The organism is Pantoea sp. CCBC3-3-1, assembly GCF_007981265.1.
In the GTDB taxonomy this organism is placed as follows: Bacteria; Pseudomonadota; Gammaproteobacteria; order Enterobacterales; family Enterobacteriaceae; genus Erwinia.
Window position 1 is genome coordinate 1,256,355 of record NZ_CP034363.1, and the last position, 20,842, is coordinate 1,277,196.

Sequence of the window (20,842 nt, forward strand, 5' to 3'; positions counted from 1 at the left end):
GTTAACACTGAGCTACCGCCCACCAAAGCCAACTTGACTTTGGTTCCCCGCATTTCGGCGGAGACAAACCCCATCAACGCCTAATAGAGAGCAATAAAAAACCCGCCGAAGCGGGTTATTGTTAGGACCATTTCTTTCGCGGGTCTCGTTGGTGAGCGTGATTTACTACTGAATGCATCGCATCACCTCCGCCACTTTCCAGAATCGGGTCTTTGGTGATGTTCTCAATGCCCCCGCTCGCTTTTTCTGCAAGTGTTGCAGCCCTGCTACCAGTCAATTCATTTGCAATCCGTCGCTCAAGCGAAGCTTCTGAGCTTCGCTGGTCTCGCTGACGCTGGCGCTCATCTCTGCGCCTGTTTCGGGCATTATCCTTTGCAGGCTTCACAATTATCTTGACCATATATCCACCAGATTGTGAGTTTGAAACAACCTTAATTCTTTTTCTTATCAGTCGCCATAGCACGGTTGAATTGCGCGACTGAATATTCACATACAAGGGTTGCTATCTGGCAGTCACAGTATCGACCACCTTTCGATGGCCCGCACTGTAAAGCGCTACCTCTGCCATACAGACCGCGCCGTTTGTCTTGGCATCACGGGGTGATGGAGTTGACAAGGCCTTCTCGACTCTCTGGTTGCAGCTGGATAACATGGTCACAATGCGCCGCTCGAAACGTTGCTGTCCAATTTGCTCAGCTGCTTTCTTTGCGTTGAATGCCGCCATACGACGTTGATTTCTGTTCATGGGTTTTCCTCAATGAGTGCTTGGGTGGTGAGGTGGCGTGACATTGTGGCTCTGGTCTCAGCTGCGCCGACTGCCATCCCGATTCGCTCATGCTCTGAGAAGCAATCCGCGTTACTTTTAGGCTCGGACACCTCACCCCGAAGCACTCGCCTCGGCCTGTGTATTCACAGGGTCATATTGTTAAAGAGCAGAATCAGCAGACTGTGTAGCGGTGTGTCGTGCTGATGGGATAAAATATACAGACAAAACTGTTAAATGGTCAACAGGTAAAACTGTATTAATTAACGGTAAAACTGTATGTTGCTGTATTGGAAACAGATTTAATTTTGTAAAGGCGAAAAAAAACCGCCCGTAGGCGGCTTATTCGGTATGGCGGGGCTAGCGTTTACGGCGGTAAATGCGGTGTTCTACCATTGTACCGATAATAGTGATATGACGTTCAGCGCTATTCATTGTGGGATAGTCGTTATTTAGTGGAACCAATTCAAAGTGTTGCACCCCATCCTTAATTCCTGTTGGTCGGTATTTTTTAAATGTGGCCTCATGCTCACCATTCTTTCCAACAACAAACTCACCCGGGTGCGGCTCGATCTCCGGGTCAACGATAATAACGTCTCCCGCCTTAAAATCAGGCTCCATTGAGTCCCCTACGATGCGCAGGGCGAACGTGTACTGTGACCAGTCCATATCCGTCATGACATACTCAAAGCTGCCATCCAGCGCTTCTATTGGGCTTTTAACTGCGAGTTCACCCGCCTGAACATAGCTGATCAATGGAATCCTCCTTGTGTTGACCTCGCTGACCGGAAGGAAGACTCCACCATTCATAAGCCAAGCGGGATCGCATTTAAGCGCCTCTGCGATACCGACAATATTGCGAGGCTTAAGAGTTTTACCATCTTCAATACTAGCCCAGGATTGTTGCCTGATACCTGCTTTTTCAGCCGCCTCAGCCTGTGAAATCCCCATTTCCAATCTTCGTTTTTTTACTCTATCTGCAAGGCTCATAGGCTCCTCTCCATTTGCATCAATCCTCACAGGCAAAACTGTATTTGACAAACAGATTTATCTGTTGGAGAATACAGTTAAAACTGTGGAGGTGAAACAATGGATACTTTTTCTCAACGCCTCAAACAGAAGCGGCTGGAACGCAATATGACCCAGGCGCAGTTGGCTGATAAGGCAGGCATGCGACAGCAGTCTATCCAGTCTATCGAGTCCGGCGTAACAAAGCGTTCGCGCTTTCTGTTTGAGCTGGCTGCCGCGCTTCAGTGTGATGCTAATTGGCTGATGCACGGCACCAAACGTAACAAAGCAGCATAAGCAATACCGCTCTTTATCAATCTGACCCTCCCTCGGAATACCAGGGAAAACCAAATGTGGCACCCCACGGTGCCGACATGTAACTAACTCAACAAGAAAATTATAAGCAATGGAAATTACAAGTACCCGCAAGAAAGCCACCGCAATTACAAGCAACATTCTCAACCGCATAGCGATGAGAGGTCAGCGGAACGTTGCGTCGGCATTAGGGATTAACGAATCGCAGATCACGCGATGGAAAGACAGCTTCATTCCGAAGATGAGCATGCTACTGGCTGTTCTGGAATGGGGTGTAGAGGACGAGGAACTGGCGAGCCTGGCAAAACAGGTAGCACTGCTTCTGACAAAAGAAAAAGCCCCAAACGCTGTAACGTTCGAGGCCTGATGCGAAAAGACTGGATCAATTTACAGGAGTAATTATGAGTTCTTTATCACTGCTTTACAAGGCAAAAGACAAAAACGGCACGGAAACGACCGTTAAAAAAACGTTTCTGGTGCCGCTGAGCGAGCTGTATGTCGAGCCGGGCTATAACGTGCGCGAAATCGACCAGGAGCATGCTACTGAATTTCGCGATGCATTTATCGCTGGCGAGTTTGTTCCGCCGCTGGCGGTGCAGGTAACAGAGCAGGGCGTGAAGGTTATCGACGGCCATCACCGCTACTACGGTGCAAAGATGGCTACCGATGCCGGGCATGAGGTCGCCCGCCTGGAGTGCAAGGATTTCGTTGGTACCGAAGCCGATCGCATCGCTTTCATGGTCACCAGCTCGCAGGGTAAAGCGTTGGCGCCGCTGGAGCGCGCAGCGGCATATCAGCGCCTCAGCAATCAGGGCTGGGAGTCAGCGGAGATAGCGAAGAAGGTGAAGCGCTCCGTGGCTGACGTGAATTATCACCTGCAACTGCTGGAATGCGGCGACGGCCTGATCGCAATGGTCAAATCCGGCGAGGTGGCACCGACAACGGCGGTTGCTCTTTCTCAACAGCACGGTGCCGCAGCGGAATCAGTAGCGCTGGCGCAGATGGATAAAGCCCGTGCCGCCGGAAAGAAGAAGCTGACCAAAAGCGACGCCATGCCGCAGTTTAGCGCGAAGAAAGCACGTCGCCTGGTTGAGTTGCTGGTTGATGCGAAGCACGCGCGCTATGGAGATTTCGACCATCTGATCCTCTCGCATGGCACGGCCGACGAAATTCAGCGCATCCTGGCTGAGTACCGAGCTGGCATTCCAACTAACGGCGGGGAGGCAGCATGAGCTTCGCCTATGACAATGTAACCCCCATAAAACCCGCTCTGCGGGTCGTGGAGCAAAGAGTGGCTGATACCGATGAAGGATATACCCGAATCGCTAACGAGCTGCTTGAGGCCATTGCAGGAGCTGATTTAACTGCGCGGCAGTTGAAGGTGATGATCGCTGTAATTCGGAAAACTTACGGGTTTCAAAAAAAGCTCGACAGGATAGCCGATATACAGATAGCTGAGATCACCGGCCTCTCCAGGCAGAACGTTAACAAGGCAAAAAGGGAGCTTATCTCAATGAATTGCCTGACAGTGGAAGGCAACAAGATTGGGCCAAACAAAGAGCTTTCAGCATGGATTTTTACCAATAGTCTCCAAAAAAGAGACAGTGTCTCTAAGTTGAAGACAAAAGTTGTCTCTAAGATAGAGACACAAGAAGTCTCGAAGTTAGAGACACACAAAAGAAACTCTTTAAATAAAAAAGAAAACACCAATACCCCCTTAATTCCCCAAGGGGAAAAACTTGAAAAGTTCGACCCTCTCGATATTCCAATTCCTGAATGGCTAAACGAACAAGGCTGGAAGGAATGGGTTCAGTACCGCAGCCAGTCGAAGAAGCCTATCAAAACGGCACTGACGGTCAGCAAGGCATTCAACCTGCTGAAAGAATGTTTTGACGAAGGCCACGACCCGGCGGAAGTAATTAACACCAGTATCGCGAACGGCTATCAGGGCCTGTTCAAGCCGAAGTTTCAAAATCGCAAGCAGCAGCAAGCCAATCCGCAAACCCCACACTGGAACAGCCGTGAAGGCTGGGAGGATTTCATATGAGCCTGCAACTCGTAGAGGCGATCAACAATCGTGACGGCTCCGCTATGGCCCGCATGGCTGGCGGAAGCTACGAACCTGAAAAAATCATCAGCAGCGAAGCTGAACAGCTGGTTGACTCGCTGTTTCGCCAGCTGAAGCAAATCTTTCCGGCAGCGGTCAGCACCAGCCTGCGCAGCGAAGCGGAAGAGAAAACCACCAAGCGCCAGTGGATCGCCGCCTTTGCCGAAAACGGCATTAAGACCCGTGACCAGCTGGCGGCAGGCGTGCGGCACGCCAGGGCGAGCAACTCCGACTTCTGGCCGTCGCCTGGCAAATTCATCAGCTGGTGCAAAGACAGTTCGGTAATCCTCGGCGTGACCGTGGAAGAGGTCATGCAGGAGTTCCACCGCTACAGCCGTGATAAGGGATTGTACACTGGCGGCGCGGAGCGCTTCCCATGGTCGAAACCCGTCATGTACTGGATTGTCTGCGATACCCGCCGCGCCATGTACCAGCGCCAGCTCAGCGAGGCTGAAGTCGAAAAGTACGCCGCGAAGCAGCTGGATGAATGGTCGAAAAAAGTCGCGTCGGGCCAAAGCATTCCCGATCCGGTTGTCAGCCTGGAAGTGAGACGGGACGTGATGCCGGTAAGCGATCAGCCCACTGGTGACGATTTGAAAATGCGCTGGATGCCCGATGCTCGCGTTCTCGGCTCGGTAACTCCGGCACAATGGCTACATGCCGAATACAAACGCCGCAAAGCGGTAGGGTTGGTGTGATATGACTCAGGTAATTTACGGGCTTACCCGCGAGCAGTTGATGGCGCAGTTTTTTAACAAATCACTGGTGGCCGGTGCGGTAACGACAATTCTGGTCAAGGCGGCAGCGGCGCGCGCGGAGCGCGATTCACGCCAGCAGCAGGGCAAGCCACGAGGGGGCGGGTTTTGAAAAAGATAATTTTGCTGGCAGCGGTTTTGCTCGTTGGCTGCGACAAGGAGCCAGAGTCGGTACAGATGGCCGGATCAGATTTCAGAGTCGGAAAGTTATTCACGGTTGATGGCTGCACCGTTTACCGGTTCGCGGATGGTGGACGTAACGTTTACTTCACAAATTGCCCCGGCCAGACAAACAGCAGCTATTCGCGCAACAACGGAAAGAATCGCACCACCTCCTACGACGAGGTGATCACTAATAAAAATGGGAGCGGATCATGACCAACGATGAGCTGGAGCGGCGCGAGATACAGTCGTTCAATAAATGGCTGGAGCAAGAAAATCCAGCAATATACCACCTGGCATATCATTGGGATGAAGCTGAAGATGAGGTGATCCACAGCGCCAAAGCATCTGTTCTCGATATGCGTACAGCATGGATGGCCCGCGCCAAACAGGAGAGCAATGATGCTCAATTGTCTATCTCAATCAGTACGCCTGACAGCGTGATTGATGAAAAATTTAAACAGCATTTCGCAACAGGCGAGGAAAAATGACAGCTGAAATCACCCCAATTAAACAGCCCGACCATCTGAACGAAATCAACAGCGCACTGTTGCTGCTTAAGCTATTCAACATGGAAGGCGGCCACAGCCAGCAGGTAATCGACGAAGTGATAACCAAAGGCCAGATCCACACTGCAAAATTGCTGGAGCAGCTAAACCGGAGGTGAGCCGTGCAGGACTTCTGTTTGCACAAATCAACCCTGGGCCAGTTCACTAAGTTAATCTTCGACCTCGTATCTTCCGGCAAGAAATACCGCATCAAATTCACCGAATGGCGTGACCTCCGAACAATTCCAATGAATCGCACATGGCGAATGTGGGTAGAAACCACAGGCGACTGGCTTCGTGCGCGTGGCGTTGTCGTGGATATTCGCAGCCGTAGCGGAAAGGTAGTTCTCAGCAGGCCAATCAGCAACGAAGAGGTACACGATTACTACGTTGGCCACTGGCTGGGCCGTGACGAGCACGGAGATCGGGAGAAGACAAGCAAAATGGACAAAGGCCGTATGCTCCACTTAATGGAGCTTCACGAGCAATGGTGCCTGGACAAAGGTGTTCCCATTGTTATCCCCAACGATTCTGAGTTTATGCAACTCAGGCAAAGGCAGGTGGCATGATGAAAGCATTATCAATAAGACAGCCGTGGGCGTGGTTAATCGTCAACGGATACAAAGACATTGAGAACCGCAGCTGGAATACAAAGTATCGCGGTCCGGTACTCATCCATGCAGGCCAAACGATGTACAAAGAGGATTATCTGATGGCAAGCGAGATTGCCAGTTTATCCGGCGTGCAGCTTCCGCACCCTGATGATCTTATGAAAGGTGGGATCGTCGGTGTCGCCAGTATTATCGGCTGTGTGGATACCAGTTTATCTCCGTGGTTCTTCGGCCCAAAGGGATTCAACCTGGCCGATGCCAAGCCGCTGCCGTTCGTACCAATGAAAGGCAAGCTGAGTTTCTTCGAAACGGGTATCAACCCAATTACGTGAGATGCAGCATGAAGAAATACACCCTGATTTATGCCGATCCGCCGTGGACGTACCGCGATAAAGCCAACGACGGTGAGCGCGGAGCCGGGCACAAATACCAGACAATGACCATTCCCGATATCTGCCGGTTGCCGGTATGGGATTTGGCTGCTGAAAACTGCCTGCTGGCAATGTGGTGGGTGCCAACGCAGCCAGCCGAAGCGCTGAAGGTTATGGATGCCTGGGGCTTCCGGCTGATGACGATGAAAGGCTTCACTTGGCACAAAACGAACAAGCACAAAGGCAACAGTGCGATAGGCATGGGCCACATGACGCGGGCTAATAGCGAAGACTGCCTGTTTGCGGTTCGCGGCAAGCTGCCGGAACGCCTTGATGCCTCAATTTGCCAGCACGTTACAGCGCCACGGATGGAGCACAGCGCCAAGCCGCCAGCTTTTCGCGATCTGCTGGTAAGGCTGCTGGGCGACGTGCCGCGCTGCGAGTTATTCAGCCGTGACAGCGTGCCGGGGTGGGATATGTGGGGCAATCAGTGCGATCGGGCATTCGACCTGCTGCCCGGCGTGGCAGTGAAAAATACAGCGGAGAAAGCAGCATGAGCAATTCACAAAGCAGATTTGGCACTACTGACCGGATGGCATGGTTCAACGCCGTAATGCCGCAACGGTGCGTACATGTAACAACAATCCCGGCGATGCTTGCTGAATTCAGCGGCAACATTTCTAAAGTTTCTGAAATCCTGGGTGCAAACAGATGCACGGTCACTAAGTACAAGAGCGATCAGGATTTATCGCGTCACGTTGTAGTAAACGGCCAACTATTTATCCAAGGGCGCCTGTGCAACGGACACAAAAAGGAGAAGGACAATGCGGCGACAAGTTAGCGTTACCCAGAAAGCCCTCGATAATCTGATATTCCAGCCTACACCCCGCAGCCGCAGCAAACGAAAAACCATCCCACCCGCCAGTCAGGTACAGACGTTCGATTATGTCTGGGGGCTGTTGCAGGCCAAATGGAACCGGAGGAAAGCCCGATGACAATGCACAACTACATGCCCGGCATCTGGTGCGATAAATGCAAAAGCTTCTCGCCGCCTGATGATCCGTGTAAGTGCGGATGCTGCGCTGAATGCGGCATACCGCTCTCACCAGACGAGGCTCACGTATGTGATGAGTGCAGTGCAACGCTGCTTGATCCCAACTTTGATATGACTGGAGACAATAGTGAGTAGCGGAAGCCAATGGGCGAGAATTCATCTTAACTATTCAGCGCGATGCCGTGAATACGAGGACATCATCTCACTGCCAATGAAAACAAAGCGTGGGAAACTCCTTCGTTTAACTGCCGCGCTAGTTTGGGCCGATAGGGAAGAGCGCAAGATGGATGCTTTCATAACCGAGTGCAATCAACTGGCGGGTATTCCAAATGGCTAAAGGCACAATGCCGAAACCCCGTAAATGCAAATGCTGCCCTACAAGATTCACACCCCGCAACAGCCTTCACACTACCTGCTCAGTTAAATGCGCCATCCAACTCGCCAGCCAGCAATCCGAGCGCAAGCAAAAACGCCTGGAGAAGTTGCAGCGCGCGGAATGGAATAAGCGCAAGGCCGATACGAAACCGTTAAGCCACTGGATGAACATGACCCAGCGGGCATTCAACGACTACATTCGGGCGCGGGACGGGGAAATCTGTATCAGCTGCGGCAGCACAACGGCGATCGCTTATCACGCCGGGCATTACCGAACGACGGCGGCGGCAACGCAGCTTAGGTTCAACGAGGATAACGTCCACAGCCAGTGTTCAGCGTGCAATACGCATCACTCCGGCAACATCGGGCCATACCGTATCAACCTTATCGATAAAATCGGCCTTCAGCGCGTCGTAGCGCTCGAATCTGATAACAACCCTCACAGATACACCCGCGAAGAACTGGACGCGCTACGTGCGTTGTATAGGGCTAAATTGCGGGCGCTGATTAAACAAAGAGAGGCAGCATGAAATGGGATGTGGCTTTCACAGTGTTTGCCTGGGCATTTTTCCTGTTCGTATGGTTGCCGCGCAGCTATCTGAGGCATAAAAAGCGGATGCGATCGCTCAGGGCCATAAATAAAGGTCATCGATTTATTAGCAAATATCAGGTGTTAAAAAGGCTCAATAGGAGGTCAGCATGAATAGCGACGCACTCGCACAACTCGCCCAGGTAATGCGCAAATCCGATCTGAAGAAGCGATATCTGAAGCCGGTAAAGCTGATTACTCCACTGCAATCCGCCTGGGTACGTTGCCTGCTAGATGTTTGGGGCGAAAAGTACGGCGGCAGCGTCGGGCCAGACAGCGGAAAGACCAGCGTCATCGGTCGTTTGATGGTTCGCAAAGAGTGGAACGACCGGGAATCAGCCCGCATTATGGAAGTGGTCGATAACCTGCACAAGCAGGGCTACAAGGGGAACGAACTTTTCCTGAAGGCCCAGCAGATCATTAACCCGCAAAACTCAGTCAGCAATCTTCTCGACCGCGCCAACGAACAGGAAGATGCCGACCTTGTGGAATCCATTATCGCCCGGATATTCGCACCAGATAATCCGATCCGGCATGTGGCTATTAAGCATTACTGCGAGCGCAAATGCTCGCAAGATATTGCGTATGAGCTATCTCGCCTGACAGGTATCCATGTTGAATCCAGCAGGAAGCGCATTAGGTGGTGCCGTGAACTCCTTGAGGCGTCCGTATATCACTCGATAATGCAGGAAATGAATGGGAAAATTCACAAAATTGCTGCTTAAATGCTAAATATTGCAAAAATAACTTGAAAACGAGACGTGAGCCTGGTACTTTTCTGATATGCTCGTGACACAAGTAGTTGAGCAACAGAATTAAAGAAAGCCCTGACCTTAACCGGTTGGGGCTTTTTTGTTTCTCAGGTGATATTCCTGCGGGGGCTGTAGAGTATGCCGTCAACGACAATAAACCCCTCATTTATCCAGCGGGTTACTTGTTGACGATTGACGCCAACATGTCGTGCAAACTCTGATTGGTTGCCGCCAAATCTGGCGGCAATGTATTCGGTGAGCGGCATTACTCTGAAATCTTCTCATTAGTGATTTCAAACTGATCCACAGTGAAATCGCTGGTAGGTGTGCCGTCACAATCAACGACCTGTGAATTACCGTCCTTATCAATAACAACCCCATAAGATTCAGAATCTACGTCAAACCAGTAAACAGTTGCTCCATCCGGAAAATTTTCGTCTTTGCTGGTGTAGGTGGCGTTAATGGTAGTCATTGTCATTCCCTCGTTTGTAGGCGGTATTGCCTGTCGATGGAACTAATGTAATCAAAAAATGATTACATGTAAGTGATCAGTTTCACAAAAATGAAGGTCGCCATAGAGCGGCCTTTTTTTCTGCGCAACGGCAAGAGTTGTCGGCGGGTGTCCTGGCGCACCACAGAGGCGCTGATTGCTCTTGACCGTTGTGGTGGCTAGTATAAACAAAAATGTTTATTCTCCTGTTGACTGTATAAACAAAAATGTTTATAGTTATCTCAACTTAAACAGACAGGAGGAGTAGTGAAGCAAAGCGAGTTTCAACGTTGGCTTGCAGCGCAAGGGGCAGAATTTAAGAACGGCACAAACCACCTTAAAATCTACCTGAACGACAAGCAGACGATAATGCCGAGGCATCCGGGGAAGGAAATACCGGAGCCGCTGAGAAAAGCGATTCTCAAGCAACTCGGTCTTAAATAAAACCAGCCCTTCGGGGCTGGTACTCGCAGAGGTTCACTGGTTCATTATGAGATACCCAGTAACATTAGATTGTGACGATACGGGATGCGCAGTGCTGTTTCCTGACATCCCGGAAGCGGTGACGGGCGGCGATACCAGAGAAGAGGCGTTAGCAATGGCGCAAGACGCTCTGGTAACTGCATTTGATTTCTATTTTGAAGATCGTCGTGAAGTGCCGCCGCCATCGTCAGAGGGTGAGGCTTTTGTAGAAGTGCCGGCAAGCGTAGCTGCCAAGGTGCTTTTGCTCAATGCCGTGGTTCAGGCTGGCGTAACCAACGCCGAGCTGGCCCGCATGATAGATACGCGCCCGCAAGAGATTACACGGGTGTTTGATCTGCATCACTCGACCAAAATCGACACTATCCAGAAGGCGCTATCGGCGCTGGGCAAGCGGCTGGAACTGGCCGCTGTCTAATCAGCAATAATATTTCAAAGGCTCACTTCGGTGGGCCTTTTCTTTTTTCGCCCACTCAGTATTTCCCCATGTGACAGGGGCGATTTTTTACATGGATTTTGATCGTTGACTGACGCACAGCGGGAAGATTTCTCAGGTGACATTGAGAAGTTTAACCGGACTCGCGCAGCTCACAATCTCATCAAATCCTAAAGCGAGTCCCCGTATCCGGGGGTGGAAATGAAACGTATGCCAGATAAAGATCCGGGCTACTGGGCAAGCCTGATAGCCTGGCTTTATGCCCATAAGAGTGAATCAGGATACGCGGCACTGGCCGGAGCTATGGCTCTGCTCAGGGCGTCGTATTTCGGTAAAGACACATGGCCGCGCCGCTTAATGGATGCCGCTATGTGCAGTATGTTCGCCTTTTTCGTCAAGCCAACTCTACAGGTGATCATCTCTATCTTCGGCTGGAATGTCGGGGACGACTTCGCCTGGGTGGCGGCAATTCTTATCGGCTTCATCGGTGTCGATTACATCTCGTTCCGGTTCAAGAAGCTTACCGATCGGAAATTTGGAGGCGCGGATGAAACTCAGTAATTCAGGCATTGCCTTTATCAAGCGCGAAGAGGGAGAGAGGCTGCTGGCCTATCTGGATTCGGTTGGCGTCTGGACTATCGGCGTTGGTCACACCGGCACAGTAGAGGGCAAGCCGATCGCAAAAGGGATGACCATCACTCCCGCTCAGTCAACCAGCCTGCTGTTAAGCGATCTGGCCTGGGTGGAATCAGCGATTAACGGCAACGTGAAAGTGCCGCTGACGCAGAACCAGTACGACGCGCTGTGCAGCTTCGTTTTCAACGTTGGCCGGACAGCCTTCGTTAATTCCACGCTGCTGAAAAAGCTTAACGCGAAGGACTACTCGGGCGCCGCTGACCAGCTTTTGCAGTGGAAGCGCGCCGGCACAATCGCGGATCTGCTTCTGCCGCGCCGCAAGCGAGAAAGGGAGCTGTTTAACTCATGAACCCTTTAACACTAATCAAAAACTTTGGCCCAGCCATCGTTATTGGTCTCATCTGCCTGGCGCTCTGGATGCTGAACGCTCGTAGCTCACAGCTTGAGGCAACCAATCAGCGCCTTGAGCAACTGGCAAACAGTAAAGACACGCAGATAAACGATCTGCGCTCTAAAAATGATGGGCTGGCATCTTCAGTGAATGACCTGGTCACAGCAGTGAAAAACCAGAATGCCGTCATGTCTCAGGTAGTTGAGCAACGGGCAGAAACAGCACAGCAAAACAGGAAGCTCCAGAGTGAAATTAAACGTTACCTTGCGGCGGACAAATGCGCTGTTGCTCCTGTTCCCGCTGGCGCTGCTGACCGGTTGCGCGACGCAGCAAAAACCGCTGGTGGAGTACCGGACAATCAGCCAGCCAAACCTTCCGCTTCCCGCTGAGCTAACCAGCCCGATTGACGTGCCGCTGGTGCCGGACAATATGACATTCGGCCAGGCGGTAGAGCTGTCTGCTGAACTGTACGGCGTCATTGAGCAAGCCAACATCGACCGGGCCGCTATCCGGCAGATTGAATCAACCCGACAAGGTAAATAACCAATGAGCGAAGCAAAACCGCAGGACGGCAGCACCGTTAAGGGCTACCGCACATTAACGGCAGGTGACATTGAGGTAATGAACCGGCTGAAAGATGTAAGCCGCCACTTTCTGAACCTGCTGGAGACGTCCAAAGAAACTGGCGCAAATCCGCGCTGGATTGCCATGGCTAAAACGGAGATGCAGAAAGCTTGCATGTTCGCCTGCCGTGCAGTGGCTCAGCCGGATGATGATTGCTAAGTGACCAGCCAGATTGTATTATCAGCGCCGTCATCAGATATGACGTTCGGTGACAGCGTGGCGCTGAATGCTGAGCTGCATGGCATTATTGCGCAGTGCAATATTGATCGAGCTGCTGTTAGAAAAATTGACGCAGAGGATTAGCGAGTTTAATTAATATTAAGCATTATTAATCGGCCTCTGCATAGTCTTAATTTGCAATAGGATATTGCCTAAAAGCCAACATAGATATAATCTCCACCCCCAATCTTACATTAATATTTTTGGGGTTTGCATGAGTGGGGATGCAGGACTGCATGAAGTCGAGCGTTTCAGTATTTTTTATGATGCTGACGACAATGAGCTCTCTGAGCATAAAATGGATGCTATTTTTCTCGGTCAGGCAATCCAGCAAGTAGGCTTGATGGTTAAGCAGGCGGGGCGACTGTTAAACCCAAACGAAGCAGACCTTGATGTCAAAGTCACTGTGCCAGCCCAAGAAGGGTCATTTGCTGTAGAGTTTGCATTATATGCATATAACAATTTTCGTGAGGTTCTACCGGCGCTTGGTCTTCTTGGTGGTGGTGCTTTAGCTGTAACTCAGCAACTTCGCAATCGCAAAGTCATCAATGTTCAGACTTGGGACAATAGCGATGATGCGGTCATAACAGTAGAGTATCGTGGTAGGCAGGAAGATATAGCTTGTCGTAAAGATGAAGCATTGCTTGCTACTGATCCAGTGATTAGAGAGGCATACAATGAAATCATTACTCAACCATTGATCAACAAAGACGCCCCTGTTTTTCGCGTCGAGATTGAGGGTGAAGAGGTCTTACGATTAGACGGAGTTGATGATGTTGAGTTTGCACCATTGCCTAAAAAATCTCTTACGTTCGACCACACTGAGCGTCTTGATACTACAGTCGCATTAACCCAAGTGAATTTTACATCTTCTACAGGGTGGCGTATCAAATACTTGGACGAAGATCGCGCGGTTAAGATGGAAGACACTGCATTTATGGAGCGCGTGCTTAATAATCAGGCAGCTTTTGTAAAGGGTGATCTATACAGAGTTATGCTTAGAATTAAAACTGTAGAAAAGCCCGACAATACTGTAAAAACCACTTATGCTATTGAGCAAGTGCTTCATCATTTTGCTGATGAAGAACGTCGCTTAGTTTAAGGAAACCATGTTTACCAATCTTCCTCATATGATCCAATTCATTCAGGGACTCAGCTGGATACCCTTAACGGCATTTTGTGCCGTGTTTGGATATGCAGCTGTACGCTGGATTGGTAACACTTTTTTTCCTGAGCGTTACGTTACGTTAAATCGGTATCATAACGATAGATTGATTTCATCTGTTCAAATCGACGTTAAAAGTGCCGAACCCCTTGTTGAACAGCTCAGAAAGATAAGGGAGGCTGAACGTGGCTGGTAAGTCTCTTCCAGAAGCTGGAGTAGGTATTGGTACAGGGGTAACAACAACACTTCTGGCATTTTTGACAAGCTGTAGTGAGTTTTTACCTGAGCAATACAGGCACGGTTACACTCAAGTTATTCCCTACATATGCCCCTTCATTAGTTGGCTATCAGTTTGGTGTTACAACCGATTCGTAGAGCCTCCAGAGATGGCTAGTATCAAAGGTAAGTTTAAGCGTGATTTAAAAATGCTTAAAAAATGTATTAAAAATAAAACAATGTCTGAAGCAGCAAGAGACAAAGCACAGCGTGACTATGATGAGACCAGCTTGAAATTTGCTAGTTTAGGCAGGGATTTCGCCGCAGGGCTTTATAGCAAGCCGACCTAATAGCTTTACTCTGGCTACAACCGTTTCATAAACTACAAAAAATGCCGCCTCCGGGCGGTTTTTTTATTGGGGTGAATACGACGCTTATGAAGGTGGAGCTCGGGGATACTTGCGCCTGATTATGTAATCAAACTGGGTGATGTACCAGAGCCGATTGAATAAGGTCCCAGCGGTCCAGGTACTGCTCATCCTCACCTTTAGCTATTTTGAAAAGCGGCGCACTATGGTGCCAAGTGGAATTGTTTGCAACGGTTAAGCTTGGGGCGATAAAAATCTCAGGAACATTATTGTTGTTAATGTCTTCAGACATGTTACAGAACACATAAAAGAAATCAGGTGATACGGCTGGAATATGCTTGCCTACCATCCATTGGCGTGGGGCACTTCTGGCCCACGATCCTTTAACCTGAATGCTGATGCTTTTTGAACCATCAATGGTAGCAATGATATCGACAGCGCTTGAACCGCTTGTAGTTAAAGCGGCACTGATACCCAGTCGGGATAGCATATAAGCAACGTAATACTCTCCGGCATTACCTGCGTTTTTGGTAGACCTTTTAATCATTTCAGACATAGCATCCCTTGGAAAAGTAAATGGCACTCACCGACAAACAAGAAATGTTCTGTCGCGAGTACCTCATCGATTTGAACGCCACGCAAGCGGCCATTCGGGCGGGGTACAGCGAAAAGACCGCACCGACTATCGCATGCGAAAACCTCATAAAACCTAATGTGCAAGAGCGAATTGCGCAACTAAAAGCTGAACGCAATGAGCAATTAAACATTGACGCCGCTTATGTGCTTCGCCGGTTGGTTGAGATTGACCAGATGGACGTGCTCGACATCGTGAAGGATGACCTCTCTCTAAAGCCTGTAACTGAATGGCCCGCGACATGGCGTAGATACATCTCCGGATTCGATGTTGCGGAGATGTTTGAAAATACAGGTGAGGATGGAGCGCGTGAACTGGCTGGCATCCTGAAGAAGATTAAGTGGCCGGATAAGGTCAAGAACCTTGAGCTGCTTGGTAAGCATGTGACCGTCCAGGCGTTCAAAGAGAATGTGAAGACTGAGCAATCGGGAACGGTGCAGGTAGTCAATTACACGCCTGGCGACTATGCAGCAGCACAACAGCAGCTGGAGGCTAAATTAGACGGATTGGACTGATATGAGCAAAGTCATTGAATGGGAGGATTTAACCTTCCCTGAGCGCGTTGCCATTAAATCCAAATCGACTAAGACGTTTCTCAACTTCACCCGGATCTGGTTTGAGATGGTGCAGGGTGACAGGTTACTGGTTAACTGGCATCACCGCCTGATGGCTTCAAAGATTGATGACCTGATCGCCGGTCGATTACAGCCTCGCAACCTGATTATCAACATCCCGCCAGGCGGAACGAAAACAGAATTCTTCTCCATTCACCTGCCCGCCTACGTTAACGCCCTGGTGCAGGAGAAGAGATTAAATCGCTTCCGAAATTTGAATATTTCGTTTGCTGACACGCTGGTTAAGCGCAACTCACGACGCACCCGCGACATTATCAGCAGCAAAGAGTATCAGGAGCTGTGGCCGTGCTCGTTCGGCGTCAATCAGGCTGAAGAGTGGGAAATACTCGACAGCAAAGGCCGCTCTACAGGGCAGACAGTATCACGCTCCAGTAACGGGCAGATTACCGGTGGCCGTGGTGGCTACTATGGCGAGATGTTTTCCGGCATGGTCATGCTGGACGACTACAACAAGCCCGTCGATATGCTCAGTGAGACGAAGCGCAACAGCGCCAACACTCTGCTGGTCAACACTATCCGCTCACGTCGCGGTGATAAGTCGAAAGAGCACCCAACGCCGTTTGTGAGCATTCAGCAGCGCTTGCATACCGATGACGCTACAGGATTCATGCTCAGTGGCGGGATGGGCGTCAACTTTCATCACGTTGCCATTCCGGCGCTGATAAACGAGAAGTACATTCAGTCGCTGGCTGAACCCTGGCGATCACTATGCTGGGAAACGGTGAAGGATACCGAAAGCGTTATCGTTTCTGGTGAGCGCTACTGGTCATACTGGCCGCAGATGGAAGATGTGAACGACCTCGTAGCCCTCTGGGAGCGCGACCGCTACACATTCCTTTCCCAATACCAGCAAAATCCGATGGCACTTACCGGCGGCATTCTCGAAACCGACTGGTTCCAGACTTACACCCGCCTGCCAAAGCTTCAGTATCGCTGCGTATACGTCGATACAAACAGCGGCAAGGTAGAGGACTGGCTCGACTATACGGTATTCACACTTGCTGGCATGGGCGTTGATGGCAACCTCTACATCATTGATGTGGTGCGCGGACGCTGGGACCCGGAAGACCTGCTGAAAAAGGCAGAAGAGGTCTGGTCGAAGTGGAGTGCAAGCGGATCACTCCGCATGATGCCAATGCGGCACATGGCAATCGAAGAGAAACAGGCCGGGCAAGGGTTGATTACCACGCTCAAGAAACGGCAGAGCATCCCCGTTAAAGAAATACCTCGCGGCATCGGACAGAACAAGCTGGTTCGATGCCTTAACGTCATTCCGCAGATTAAGACCGGCAAAGTGTTTGTGCCCGCGACGCATGACAGCAGCGGCGCCGCAGTGATGCACACCTATTACGAAGATAACTCGATCGCTGGAAACACCTCATGGGTGCTCACCGCAATGACCGAGTGCGCAGCGTTCTCTGCTGATGACAGTCACGATAACGACGACATTCTGGATACCTGGATGGATGCCATTGACGACAACTTAATATCTGGTCGCGCACCGATGACTATCGATCCAAACCAACTCAGGAGAATTTAAGTGTGGCCGTTTAAAAAGAAGATTGACGCCGCGCCTGAGCCGGTGAAAGAGCCTGAAAAGGTTCAGATGAAGATTAGCCCGGAGGCCGTAGCGTCTATTCAGCCAAAGCCAAAGCGTGAATTCCAGCGATACGAACCACCCAGGGGCGTTATTCCCGAAGCAATTAAATCCGCCATTCTGGCGATGGACTCAACGCCGTACGGTGAAATTAACGACGCCTACGCGATGGGTATGGGATACGGCAGCTTTGACAGCTTTCCTGGGTATCCTTATCTGGCAATGATGGCGCAGAAGCCTGAATACCGGAAGATGGTTGGCACAATCGCTGAAGAGATGACGCGCAAGTGGATAAAGCTCCGCACGGTTGGCGATGACGACAAGTCAGACCGCGTCAAGGCCATTACCGATGCGCTGGAACGCTTCAATGTACGGGAGAAATTCCGAGAGGCTGCTGAACATGATGGTTATTTCGGCGGCGGGCAGATTTATATCGACGTTCTGTCACCGAAAAAAGTTTCAGCATGGACGGACGATAACGAGCTTCAGAGCAAGCTATTCATCAGTGACAAGAAGATAACAAAAGGTAGCCTGCAAGGGTTTCAAGTTATCGAACCCGTCTGGACTTATCCAGGCGTCTACAACGCACAGAACCCTCTAAGCCCGGATTTCTACAAGCCGACGCAGTGGTTCGTCATGGGAAAAACGGTTCACGCCAGCCGCATGATCGACTTCGTGTCGCGTCAGGTGCCTGACCTGCTGAAGGCCAGTTACAACTTCCGTGGGCTTTCACTGGTGCAGATGGCAGAGCCTTACGTGAACAACTGGCTGCGCACGCGTGACAGTGTCAGCGACATGATCCACTCATTCAGTATCCCGGTCATCGGTACGAATATGGGCAACGCTCTGACCGGCGGTTCTGTTGATCCGGTGCTGTACCGCCTTGAGCTTTTCAACCGATGCCGCGATAACCGTGGGGCGTTCGCAAAAGACAATGACGCAACTAATCCGGAGACGGTTGAGTTCGTCAATGCTCCACTGTCTGGCCTCGACACATTACAGGCTCAGTCGCAAGAGCATATGGCGTCCGTGTCCGGCATCCCGCTGGTTAAGTTGCTGGGTATCACACCGAACGGCCTTAATGCTTCATCAGACGGCGAAATCCGCGTTTTTTACGACTATATCCACTCGCTACAGCAGGCAATGTTCAAAGAGCCTCTGAAGCGCGTGCTGGATGTTATTCAGTTGTCGGAATTCGGCGACATCGACCCTGATATCTATTTCGAGTTCGAGCCGCTTTACGAAATGAGCGCGAAGGAAAGAGCAGATATCCGCCTGGTGGATGCGCAGACCGACGCGGTGTATGTCACCCAAGTGCAGGCGCTGTCTGCCAATGAGGTGCGCGAGAAGATTGCTGATGACCCTGACAGCCCATATCACTCACTGGATCTAAGCGATGACCTCGAAATCGAAGAAGACGACCTCGACGAAAACGAGGAGGGTGGCGAGCAAGACGATCCGCCCGACAAAACCTAACGCAGGGGTTGAGGCCTGGTACCGCCGCAAGCTGGATTCACTCATCACCGAAATGAACGACTCGGTAGTCTACTGGCTGAAAGCGAACTACCGGGCATCCGGCGCTATGGCAATGGACGCATCGCCCGCGGTGTTTATGCGTGATGCGATGAATAAGCTGGCTAAGCGGTGGCAGAAGCGCTTCGACGATGTGGCCGCCAAACTCGCTGACCGGTTCGCAGGTCAGGCGCAGAAGAACTCTGATGTGTCTCTCTATAACGCATTGGAGACAGCGGGCTTCACTGTTCCATTCAAGATGACGCCAGCGATGAACAACGCATTGCAGGCCACCATTGCTGAAAATGTTGGACTGATACGCAGCATCCCTGAGCAATACCTCACGCAGGTGCAGACGCTGGTTATGCAATCTGTAAGCCGTGGGCGTGACCTTTCGACGGTGGCTGATGAGCTGCAAAAGCGATACGGAATTACCCGCCGCCGTGCAGCACTTATCGCACGCGATCAGAATAACAAAGCTACTGCGGTTATGCAGACAGCCAGGCAGCAGTCGCTCGGCATAACTGAGGGCATCTGGCGACACTCTCACGCAGGTAAAGAGCCTCGCAAGTCACACGTTAAGGCCGATGGCGAGAAGTTCGATCTGTCGGAAGGCCTTTATCTTGATGGCAAGTGGACTCTTCCGGGTGAAGAGATTAACTGCCGCTGCACTTGGTCCCCGGTAATTCCTGGACTCAATTAAACGGAAGCACACATGACTATCGAACGGTTAGCGTTTGACCGCGCATCCGTGCGCTCATTCGATGGTAACGGCAGGCTTCAGGTCACGAAGAGCAACATCAGCAAGGCGAATGTCTGCCCCTACTATGGGCGAGAGATTCCCGATGCCGAGGCACTGGGTTTAGAGCCGGACAAGATTTACCGGTTGTATCGCCACCCTGACGAACTGAAGAAAGCCGCACCAACATTCAACAACATTCCTGTTCTCTGCATCCATACCCCTGACTTCCCCGGTGACCCACCTCGCGAATATCGCGTAGGTACGACTCACTCTGGCTGTGATTTCGATGGCACCTATCTCTGCAACGGCCTGTCCGTCTGGGATAACTCAGCCATCGCGGGTATCGAGACTGAAGAGCAGAAAGAACTGTCATCGTCGTATCAGTACGTCGCTGACATGACTCCCGGCGAAACACCAGACGGCGAAGCATTTGATGGCGTCATGCGTGACATCGTCGGGAACCACGTTGCACTGGTCGAAACCGGCCGCGCAGGTAGCGACGTACTGGTCGCTGATTCACTCCCACTGGAGCTTAAATACATGAAGTTAGACCGCAAAGGCGTTGCCGCACGTGCCGCGCTGGGAGCGTTTCTGAAGCCGCGCCTGGCTCAGGATGCTGCACCCAAAGACCTCACCGCCATCCTGAATGCGAACAAATCACCAAAGACGATCGCTCAGGCCATTATCGCAAAATACAAAACCAAGCTGGCCGCCGACATGGAGCTGGAGCCTGAAGAGCTGGTTGAAATCATCGAAGCGTCCGCTGAAGGCATCGAGCCGGAAGAAGAACCGAAAGTGGCTGGCGATGACGACAACGAGTCGATCATCTCCCTGCTGCGTGAAGCTGGCGTGCCCGAAGAGGTGATTGCCAAAATCGCTGCTGCCCTGTCACCTGCCGTCGCCGAAGATGAAGACAAAGACGACGATAAGAAAGACGAAAAAGACAAGGTGTCCAAAACTGCTATGGACTCCGCTATTCGCCTGGCGCAGGACAGTGCAACCAAAGCAGCTGCTGAGAACTTCCGCAAAGTGCGTGAAGCAGAGCAGGCTGTGCGGCCGCTGATTGGCGATGTGGTGGCTATGGACTCCGCTGAGGACGTTTACCGCACTGCTCTTGAGCAGGCTGAAGTAGATATCGCTGGCGTGCATCCATCAGCTTTTCCTTCGCTGGTAAAAATGGCGATTAGCCAGAAAGAAAACAAACGTCCTGTCATTGCTCAGGATTCCGCTTCTATCAGCGATTTCGAGAAAGCATTCCCGACCGCTGGCAAGTTAAAACGAGGCTAA

At 51.1% G+C, this 20,842-nt stretch carries 34 protein-coding genes; 30 read left to right on the forward strand and 4 right to left on the reverse strand.

Annotated elements, in window-relative coordinates:
• Positions 1-502: 502 nt before the first annotated feature.
• Both EHV07_RS05775 and EHV07_RS05780 read right to left on the reverse strand, forming a co-directional pair.
• Positions 503-745, reverse strand: a complete 243-nt coding sequence (locus EHV07_RS05775; protein WP_147195948.1) for a hypothetical protein — start codon at positions 743-745, stop codon at positions 503-505.
• Between the two features lie 378 nt (positions 746-1,123).
• The gene (locus EHV07_RS05780) at positions 1,124-1,753 is read right to left on the reverse strand and encodes a LexA family transcriptional regulator (RefSeq protein WP_147195950.1); all 630 of its coding nucleotides are present in this window, start codon (positions 1,751-1,753) and stop codon (positions 1,124-1,126) included.
• 99 nt (positions 1,754-1,852) lie between these two features.
• On the opposite strand from EHV07_RS05780, the gene EHV07_RS05785 reads away from it, so the two are divergent.
• The 16 genes from EHV07_RS05785 (at position 1,853) to EHV07_RS05860 (ending at position 9,383) form a co-directional block, all read left to right on the forward strand.
• Entirely contained in the window at positions 1,853-2,068 is a 216-nt protein-coding gene (locus EHV07_RS05785; RefSeq protein WP_147195952.1) for a helix-turn-helix domain-containing protein, read from the forward strand.
• A gap of 109 nt (positions 2,069-2,177) precedes the next feature.
• Positions 2,178-2,453 carry a lambda phage CII family protein gene (locus tag EHV07_RS05790; RefSeq protein ID WP_147195953.1) on the forward strand — a complete coding sequence of 92 codons (276 nt, stop codon included), beginning with the start codon at positions 2,178-2,180 and terminating at the stop codon, positions 2,451-2,453.
• 34 nt (positions 2,454-2,487) lie between these two features.
• Positions 2,488-3,318: a DNA-binding protein gene (locus tag EHV07_RS05795; protein ID WP_147195955.1), complete on the forward strand. Its 831-nt coding sequence runs from the start codon at positions 2,488-2,490 to the stop codon at positions 3,316-3,318.
• On the forward strand, positions 3,315-4,133 hold the full coding sequence (locus EHV07_RS05800) for a replication protein (protein ID WP_147195957.1): 819 nt from the start codon (positions 3,315-3,317) through the stop codon (positions 4,131-4,133). Before EHV07_RS05795 ends, EHV07_RS05800 begins: the two co-directional genes overlap by 4 nt.
• Positions 4,130-4,891 (forward strand): replication protein P, encoded by a 762-nt coding sequence (locus EHV07_RS05805; RefSeq protein ID WP_147195959.1) that lies wholly within the window; start codon positions 4,130-4,132, stop codon positions 4,889-4,891. Before EHV07_RS05800 ends, EHV07_RS05805 begins: the two co-directional genes overlap by 4 nt.
• A 1-nt stretch (position 4,892) precedes the next feature.
• On the forward strand, positions 4,893-5,060 hold the full coding sequence (locus EHV07_RS24740) for a hypothetical protein (RefSeq protein ID WP_217363421.1): 168 nt from the start codon (positions 4,893-4,895) through the stop codon (positions 5,058-5,060).
• Positions 5,057-5,326 carry a DUF4884 domain-containing protein gene (locus EHV07_RS05810; protein WP_217363422.1) on the forward strand — a complete coding sequence of 90 codons (270 nt, stop codon included), beginning with the start codon at positions 5,057-5,059 and terminating at the stop codon, positions 5,324-5,326. Before EHV07_RS24740 ends, EHV07_RS05810 begins: the two co-directional genes overlap by 4 nt.
• Positions 5,323-5,601: a hypothetical protein gene (locus EHV07_RS05815; RefSeq protein WP_147195963.1), complete on the forward strand. Its 279-nt coding sequence runs from the start codon at positions 5,323-5,325 to the stop codon at positions 5,599-5,601. The genes EHV07_RS05810 and EHV07_RS05815 overlap by 4 nt, the downstream gene beginning before the upstream one ends.
• Positions 5,598-5,777, forward strand: a complete 180-nt coding sequence (locus EHV07_RS05820; RefSeq protein WP_147195965.1) for a hypothetical protein — start codon at positions 5,598-5,600, stop codon at positions 5,775-5,777. Before EHV07_RS05815 ends, EHV07_RS05820 begins: the two co-directional genes overlap by 4 nt.
• Positions 5,778-5,906: 129 nt before the next feature.
• On the forward strand, positions 5,907-6,227 hold the full coding sequence (locus EHV07_RS05825; RefSeq protein WP_254446312.1) for a hypothetical protein: 321 nt from the start codon (positions 5,907-5,909) through the stop codon (positions 6,225-6,227).
• The gene (locus EHV07_RS05830) at positions 6,227-6,601 is read left to right on the forward strand and encodes an ASCH domain-containing protein (protein ID WP_147200539.1); all 375 of its coding nucleotides are present in this window, start codon (positions 6,227-6,229) and stop codon (positions 6,599-6,601) included. Before EHV07_RS05825 ends, EHV07_RS05830 begins: the two co-directional genes overlap by 1 nt.
• An 8-nt stretch (positions 6,602-6,609) precedes the next feature.
• Positions 6,610-7,197, forward strand: a complete 588-nt coding sequence (locus tag EHV07_RS05835; RefSeq protein WP_147195973.1) for an MT-A70 family methyltransferase — start codon at positions 6,610-6,612, stop codon at positions 7,195-7,197.
• Positions 7,194-7,481, forward strand: a complete 288-nt coding sequence (locus EHV07_RS05840; protein WP_147195975.1) for a hypothetical protein — start codon at positions 7,194-7,196, stop codon at positions 7,479-7,481. The genes EHV07_RS05835 and EHV07_RS05840 overlap by 4 nt, the downstream gene beginning before the upstream one ends.
• Positions 7,465-7,635 carry a NinE family protein gene (locus tag EHV07_RS05845; protein ID WP_147195978.1) on the forward strand — a complete coding sequence of 57 codons (171 nt, stop codon included), beginning with the start codon at positions 7,465-7,467 and terminating at the stop codon, positions 7,633-7,635. Before EHV07_RS05840 ends, EHV07_RS05845 begins: the two co-directional genes overlap by 17 nt.
• 388 nt (positions 7,636-8,023) lie before the next feature.
• Complete coding sequence (locus EHV07_RS05855) at positions 8,024-8,599, forward strand: recombination protein NinG (RefSeq protein WP_147195982.1); 576 nt, start codon at positions 8,024-8,026, stop codon at positions 8,597-8,599.
• Between the two features lie 169 nt (positions 8,600-8,768).
• Positions 8,769-9,383, forward strand: coding sequence for a hypothetical protein (locus EHV07_RS05860; protein ID WP_147195984.1), 615 nt, complete (start codon positions 8,769-8,771; stop codon positions 9,381-9,383).
• Positions 9,384-9,675: 292 nt separating this feature from the next.
• On the opposite strand, the gene EHV07_RS05870 is transcribed toward EHV07_RS05860, so the two are convergent.
• Positions 9,676-9,882, reverse strand: coding sequence for a hypothetical protein (locus EHV07_RS05870; protein ID WP_147195988.1), 207 nt, complete (start codon positions 9,880-9,882; stop codon positions 9,676-9,678).
• A gap of 285 nt (positions 9,883-10,167) precedes the next feature.
• On the opposite strand from EHV07_RS05870, the gene EHV07_RS05875 reads away from it, so the two are divergent.
• The 9 genes from EHV07_RS05875 to EHV07_RS05925 all read left to right on the forward strand — a co-directional run bounded on the left by EHV07_RS05875 (position 10,168) and on the right by EHV07_RS05925 (position 14,417).
• Positions 10,168-10,344, forward strand: coding sequence for a type II toxin-antitoxin system HicA family toxin (locus EHV07_RS05875; protein WP_147195990.1), 177 nt, complete (start codon positions 10,168-10,170; stop codon positions 10,342-10,344).
• Positions 10,345-10,390: 46 nt separating this feature from the next.
• The gene (locus tag EHV07_RS05880; RefSeq protein WP_147195992.1) at positions 10,391-10,798 is read left to right on the forward strand and encodes a type II toxin-antitoxin system HicB family antitoxin; all 408 of its coding nucleotides are present in this window, start codon (positions 10,391-10,393) and stop codon (positions 10,796-10,798) included.
• 219 nt (positions 10,799-11,017) lie between these two features.
• The gene (locus tag EHV07_RS05885; RefSeq protein WP_371419667.1) at positions 11,018-11,377 is read left to right on the forward strand and encodes a phage holin, lambda family; all 360 of its coding nucleotides are present in this window, start codon (positions 11,018-11,020) and stop codon (positions 11,375-11,377) included.
• Positions 11,364-11,801, forward strand: coding sequence for a lysozyme (locus EHV07_RS05890; protein WP_147195994.1), 438 nt, complete (start codon positions 11,364-11,366; stop codon positions 11,799-11,801). The genes EHV07_RS05885 and EHV07_RS05890 overlap by 14 nt, the downstream gene beginning before the upstream one ends.
• A 288-nt stretch (positions 11,802-12,089) precedes the next feature.
• Positions 12,090-12,386 carry a peptidase gene (locus EHV07_RS05900; RefSeq protein ID WP_168199598.1) on the forward strand — a complete coding sequence of 99 codons (297 nt, stop codon included), beginning with the start codon at positions 12,090-12,092 and terminating at the stop codon, positions 12,384-12,386.
• A gap of 3 nt (positions 12,387-12,389) precedes the next feature.
• On the forward strand, positions 12,390-12,626 hold the full coding sequence (locus tag EHV07_RS05905) for a hypothetical protein (RefSeq protein WP_147196001.1): 237 nt from the start codon (positions 12,390-12,392) through the stop codon (positions 12,624-12,626).
• A gap of 274 nt (positions 12,627-12,900) precedes the next feature.
• On the forward strand, positions 12,901-13,788 hold the full coding sequence (locus EHV07_RS05915) for a hypothetical protein (RefSeq protein ID WP_147196003.1): 888 nt from the start codon (positions 12,901-12,903) through the stop codon (positions 13,786-13,788).
• A 7-nt stretch (positions 13,789-13,795) separates the two neighbouring features.
• Positions 13,796-14,047: a hypothetical protein gene (locus tag EHV07_RS05920; protein ID WP_147196005.1), complete on the forward strand. Its 252-nt coding sequence runs from the start codon at positions 13,796-13,798 to the stop codon at positions 14,045-14,047.
• The gene (locus tag EHV07_RS05925; protein ID WP_147196007.1) at positions 14,037-14,417 is read left to right on the forward strand and encodes a hypothetical protein; all 381 of its coding nucleotides are present in this window, start codon (positions 14,037-14,039) and stop codon (positions 14,415-14,417) included. The genes EHV07_RS05920 and EHV07_RS05925 overlap by 11 nt, the downstream gene beginning before the upstream one ends.
• A gap of 127 nt (positions 14,418-14,544) precedes the next feature.
• Here the strand turns inward: EHV07_RS05925 and EHV07_RS05930 are convergent, their stop codons facing one another.
• Positions 14,545-14,991 carry a hypothetical protein gene (locus EHV07_RS05930; RefSeq protein WP_147196009.1) on the reverse strand — a complete coding sequence of 149 codons (447 nt, stop codon included), beginning with the start codon at positions 14,989-14,991 and terminating at the stop codon, positions 14,545-14,547.
• 20 nt (positions 14,992-15,011) lie between these two features.
• Between EHV07_RS05930 and EHV07_RS05935 the strand changes: the two genes are divergently transcribed.
• Genes EHV07_RS05935 through EHV07_RS05955 form a run of 5 tightly spaced genes read left to right on the forward strand, consistent with a single transcriptional unit; the run spans position 15,012 to position 20,842 of the window.
• Complete coding sequence (locus tag EHV07_RS05935; protein ID WP_147196011.1) at positions 15,012-15,584, forward strand: terminase small subunit; 573 nt, start codon at positions 15,012-15,014, stop codon at positions 15,582-15,584.
• 1 nt (position 15,585) lies between these two features.
• Positions 15,586-17,244 carry a phage terminase large subunit gene (terL, locus tag EHV07_RS05940; protein ID WP_147196014.1) on the forward strand — a complete coding sequence of 553 codons (1,659 nt, stop codon included), beginning with the start codon at positions 15,586-15,588 and terminating at the stop codon, positions 17,242-17,244.
• Positions 17,245-18,777: a DUF1073 domain-containing protein gene (locus EHV07_RS05945; RefSeq protein WP_147196017.1), complete on the forward strand. Its 1,533-nt coding sequence runs from the start codon at positions 17,245-17,247 to the stop codon at positions 18,775-18,777.
• Between the two features lie 52 nt (positions 18,778-18,829).
• Positions 18,830-19,516 (forward strand): phage minor head protein, encoded by a 687-nt coding sequence (locus EHV07_RS05950; protein WP_147200541.1) that lies wholly within the window; start codon positions 18,830-18,832, stop codon positions 19,514-19,516.
• Positions 19,517-19,528: 12 nt separating this feature from the next.
• Positions 19,529-20,842, forward strand: a complete 1,314-nt coding sequence (locus EHV07_RS05955) for a DUF2213 domain-containing protein (RefSeq protein ID WP_147196020.1) — start codon at positions 19,529-19,531, stop codon at positions 20,840-20,842.

Coding starts and splice junctions, on each gene's coding strand:
- EHV07_RS05775 (WP_147195948.1), bottom strand. CDS start 745: ATGAACAGAAATCAACGTCGTATGGCGGCATTCAACGCAAAGAAAGCA.
- EHV07_RS05780 (WP_147195950.1), bottom strand. CDS start 1,753: ATGAGCCTTGCAGATAGAGTAAAAAAACGAAGATTGGAAATGGGGATT.
- EHV07_RS05785 (WP_147195952.1), top strand. CDS start 1,853: ATGGATACTTTTTCTCAACGCCTCAAACAGAAGCGGCTGGAACGCAAT.
- EHV07_RS05790 (WP_147195953.1), top strand. CDS start 2,178: ATGGAAATTACAAGTACCCGCAAGAAAGCCACCGCAATTACAAGCAAC.
- EHV07_RS05795 (WP_147195955.1), top strand. CDS start 2,488: ATGAGTTCTTTATCACTGCTTTACAAGGCAAAAGACAAAAACGGCACG.
- EHV07_RS05800 (WP_147195957.1), top strand. CDS start 3,315: ATGAGCTTCGCCTATGACAATGTAACCCCCATAAAACCCGCTCTGCGG.
- EHV07_RS05805 (WP_147195959.1), top strand. CDS start 4,130: ATGAGCCTGCAACTCGTAGAGGCGATCAACAATCGTGACGGCTCCGCT.
- EHV07_RS24740 (WP_217363421.1), top strand. CDS start 4,893: ATGACTCAGGTAATTTACGGGCTTACCCGCGAGCAGTTGATGGCGCAG.
- EHV07_RS05815 (WP_147195963.1), top strand. CDS start 5,323: ATGACCAACGATGAGCTGGAGCGGCGCGAGATACAGTCGTTCAATAAA.
- EHV07_RS05820 (WP_147195965.1), top strand. CDS start 5,598: ATGACAGCTGAAATCACCCCAATTAAACAGCCCGACCATCTGAACGAA.
- EHV07_RS05825 (WP_254446312.1), top strand. CDS start 5,907: ATGAATCGCACATGGCGAATGTGGGTAGAAACCACAGGCGACTGGCTT.
- EHV07_RS05830 (WP_147200539.1), top strand. CDS start 6,227: ATGAAAGCATTATCAATAAGACAGCCGTGGGCGTGGTTAATCGTCAAC.
- EHV07_RS05835 (WP_147195973.1), top strand. CDS start 6,610: ATGAAGAAATACACCCTGATTTATGCCGATCCGCCGTGGACGTACCGC.
- EHV07_RS05840 (WP_147195975.1), top strand. CDS start 7,194: ATGAGCAATTCACAAAGCAGATTTGGCACTACTGACCGGATGGCATGG.
- EHV07_RS05845 (WP_147195978.1), top strand. CDS start 7,465: ATGCGGCGACAAGTTAGCGTTACCCAGAAAGCCCTCGATAATCTGATA.
- EHV07_RS05855 (WP_147195982.1), top strand. CDS start 8,024: ATGGCTAAAGGCACAATGCCGAAACCCCGTAAATGCAAATGCTGCCCT.
- EHV07_RS05860 (WP_147195984.1), top strand. CDS start 8,769: ATGAATAGCGACGCACTCGCACAACTCGCCCAGGTAATGCGCAAATCC.
- EHV07_RS05870 (WP_147195988.1), bottom strand. CDS start 9,882: ATGACTACCATTAACGCCACCTACACCAGCAAAGACGAAAATTTTCCG.
- EHV07_RS05880 (WP_147195992.1), top strand. CDS start 10,391: ATGAGATACCCAGTAACATTAGATTGTGACGATACGGGATGCGCAGTG.
- EHV07_RS05885 (WP_371419667.1), top strand. CDS start 11,018: ATGAAACGTATGCCAGATAAAGATCCGGGCTACTGGGCAAGCCTGATA.
- EHV07_RS05890 (WP_147195994.1), top strand. CDS start 11,364: ATGAAACTCAGTAATTCAGGCATTGCCTTTATCAAGCGCGAAGAGGGA.
- EHV07_RS05905 (WP_147196001.1), top strand. CDS start 12,390: ATGAGCGAAGCAAAACCGCAGGACGGCAGCACCGTTAAGGGCTACCGC.
- EHV07_RS05915 (WP_147196003.1), top strand. CDS start 12,901: ATGAGTGGGGATGCAGGACTGCATGAAGTCGAGCGTTTCAGTATTTTT.
- EHV07_RS05920 (WP_147196005.1), top strand. CDS start 13,796: ATGTTTACCAATCTTCCTCATATGATCCAATTCATTCAGGGACTCAGC.
- EHV07_RS05930 (WP_147196009.1), bottom strand. CDS start 14,991: ATGTCTGAAATGATTAAAAGGTCTACCAAAAACGCAGGTAATGCCGGA.
- EHV07_RS05935 (WP_147196011.1), top strand. CDS start 15,012: ATGGCACTCACCGACAAACAAGAAATGTTCTGTCGCGAGTACCTCATC.
- terL (WP_147196014.1), top strand. CDS start 15,586: ATGAGCAAAGTCATTGAATGGGAGGATTTAACCTTCCCTGAGCGCGTT.
- EHV07_RS05950 (WP_147200541.1), top strand. CDS start 18,830: ATGAACGACTCGGTAGTCTACTGGCTGAAAGCGAACTACCGGGCATCC.
- EHV07_RS05955 (WP_147196020.1), top strand. CDS start 19,529: ATGACTATCGAACGGTTAGCGTTTGACCGCGCATCCGTGCGCTCATTC.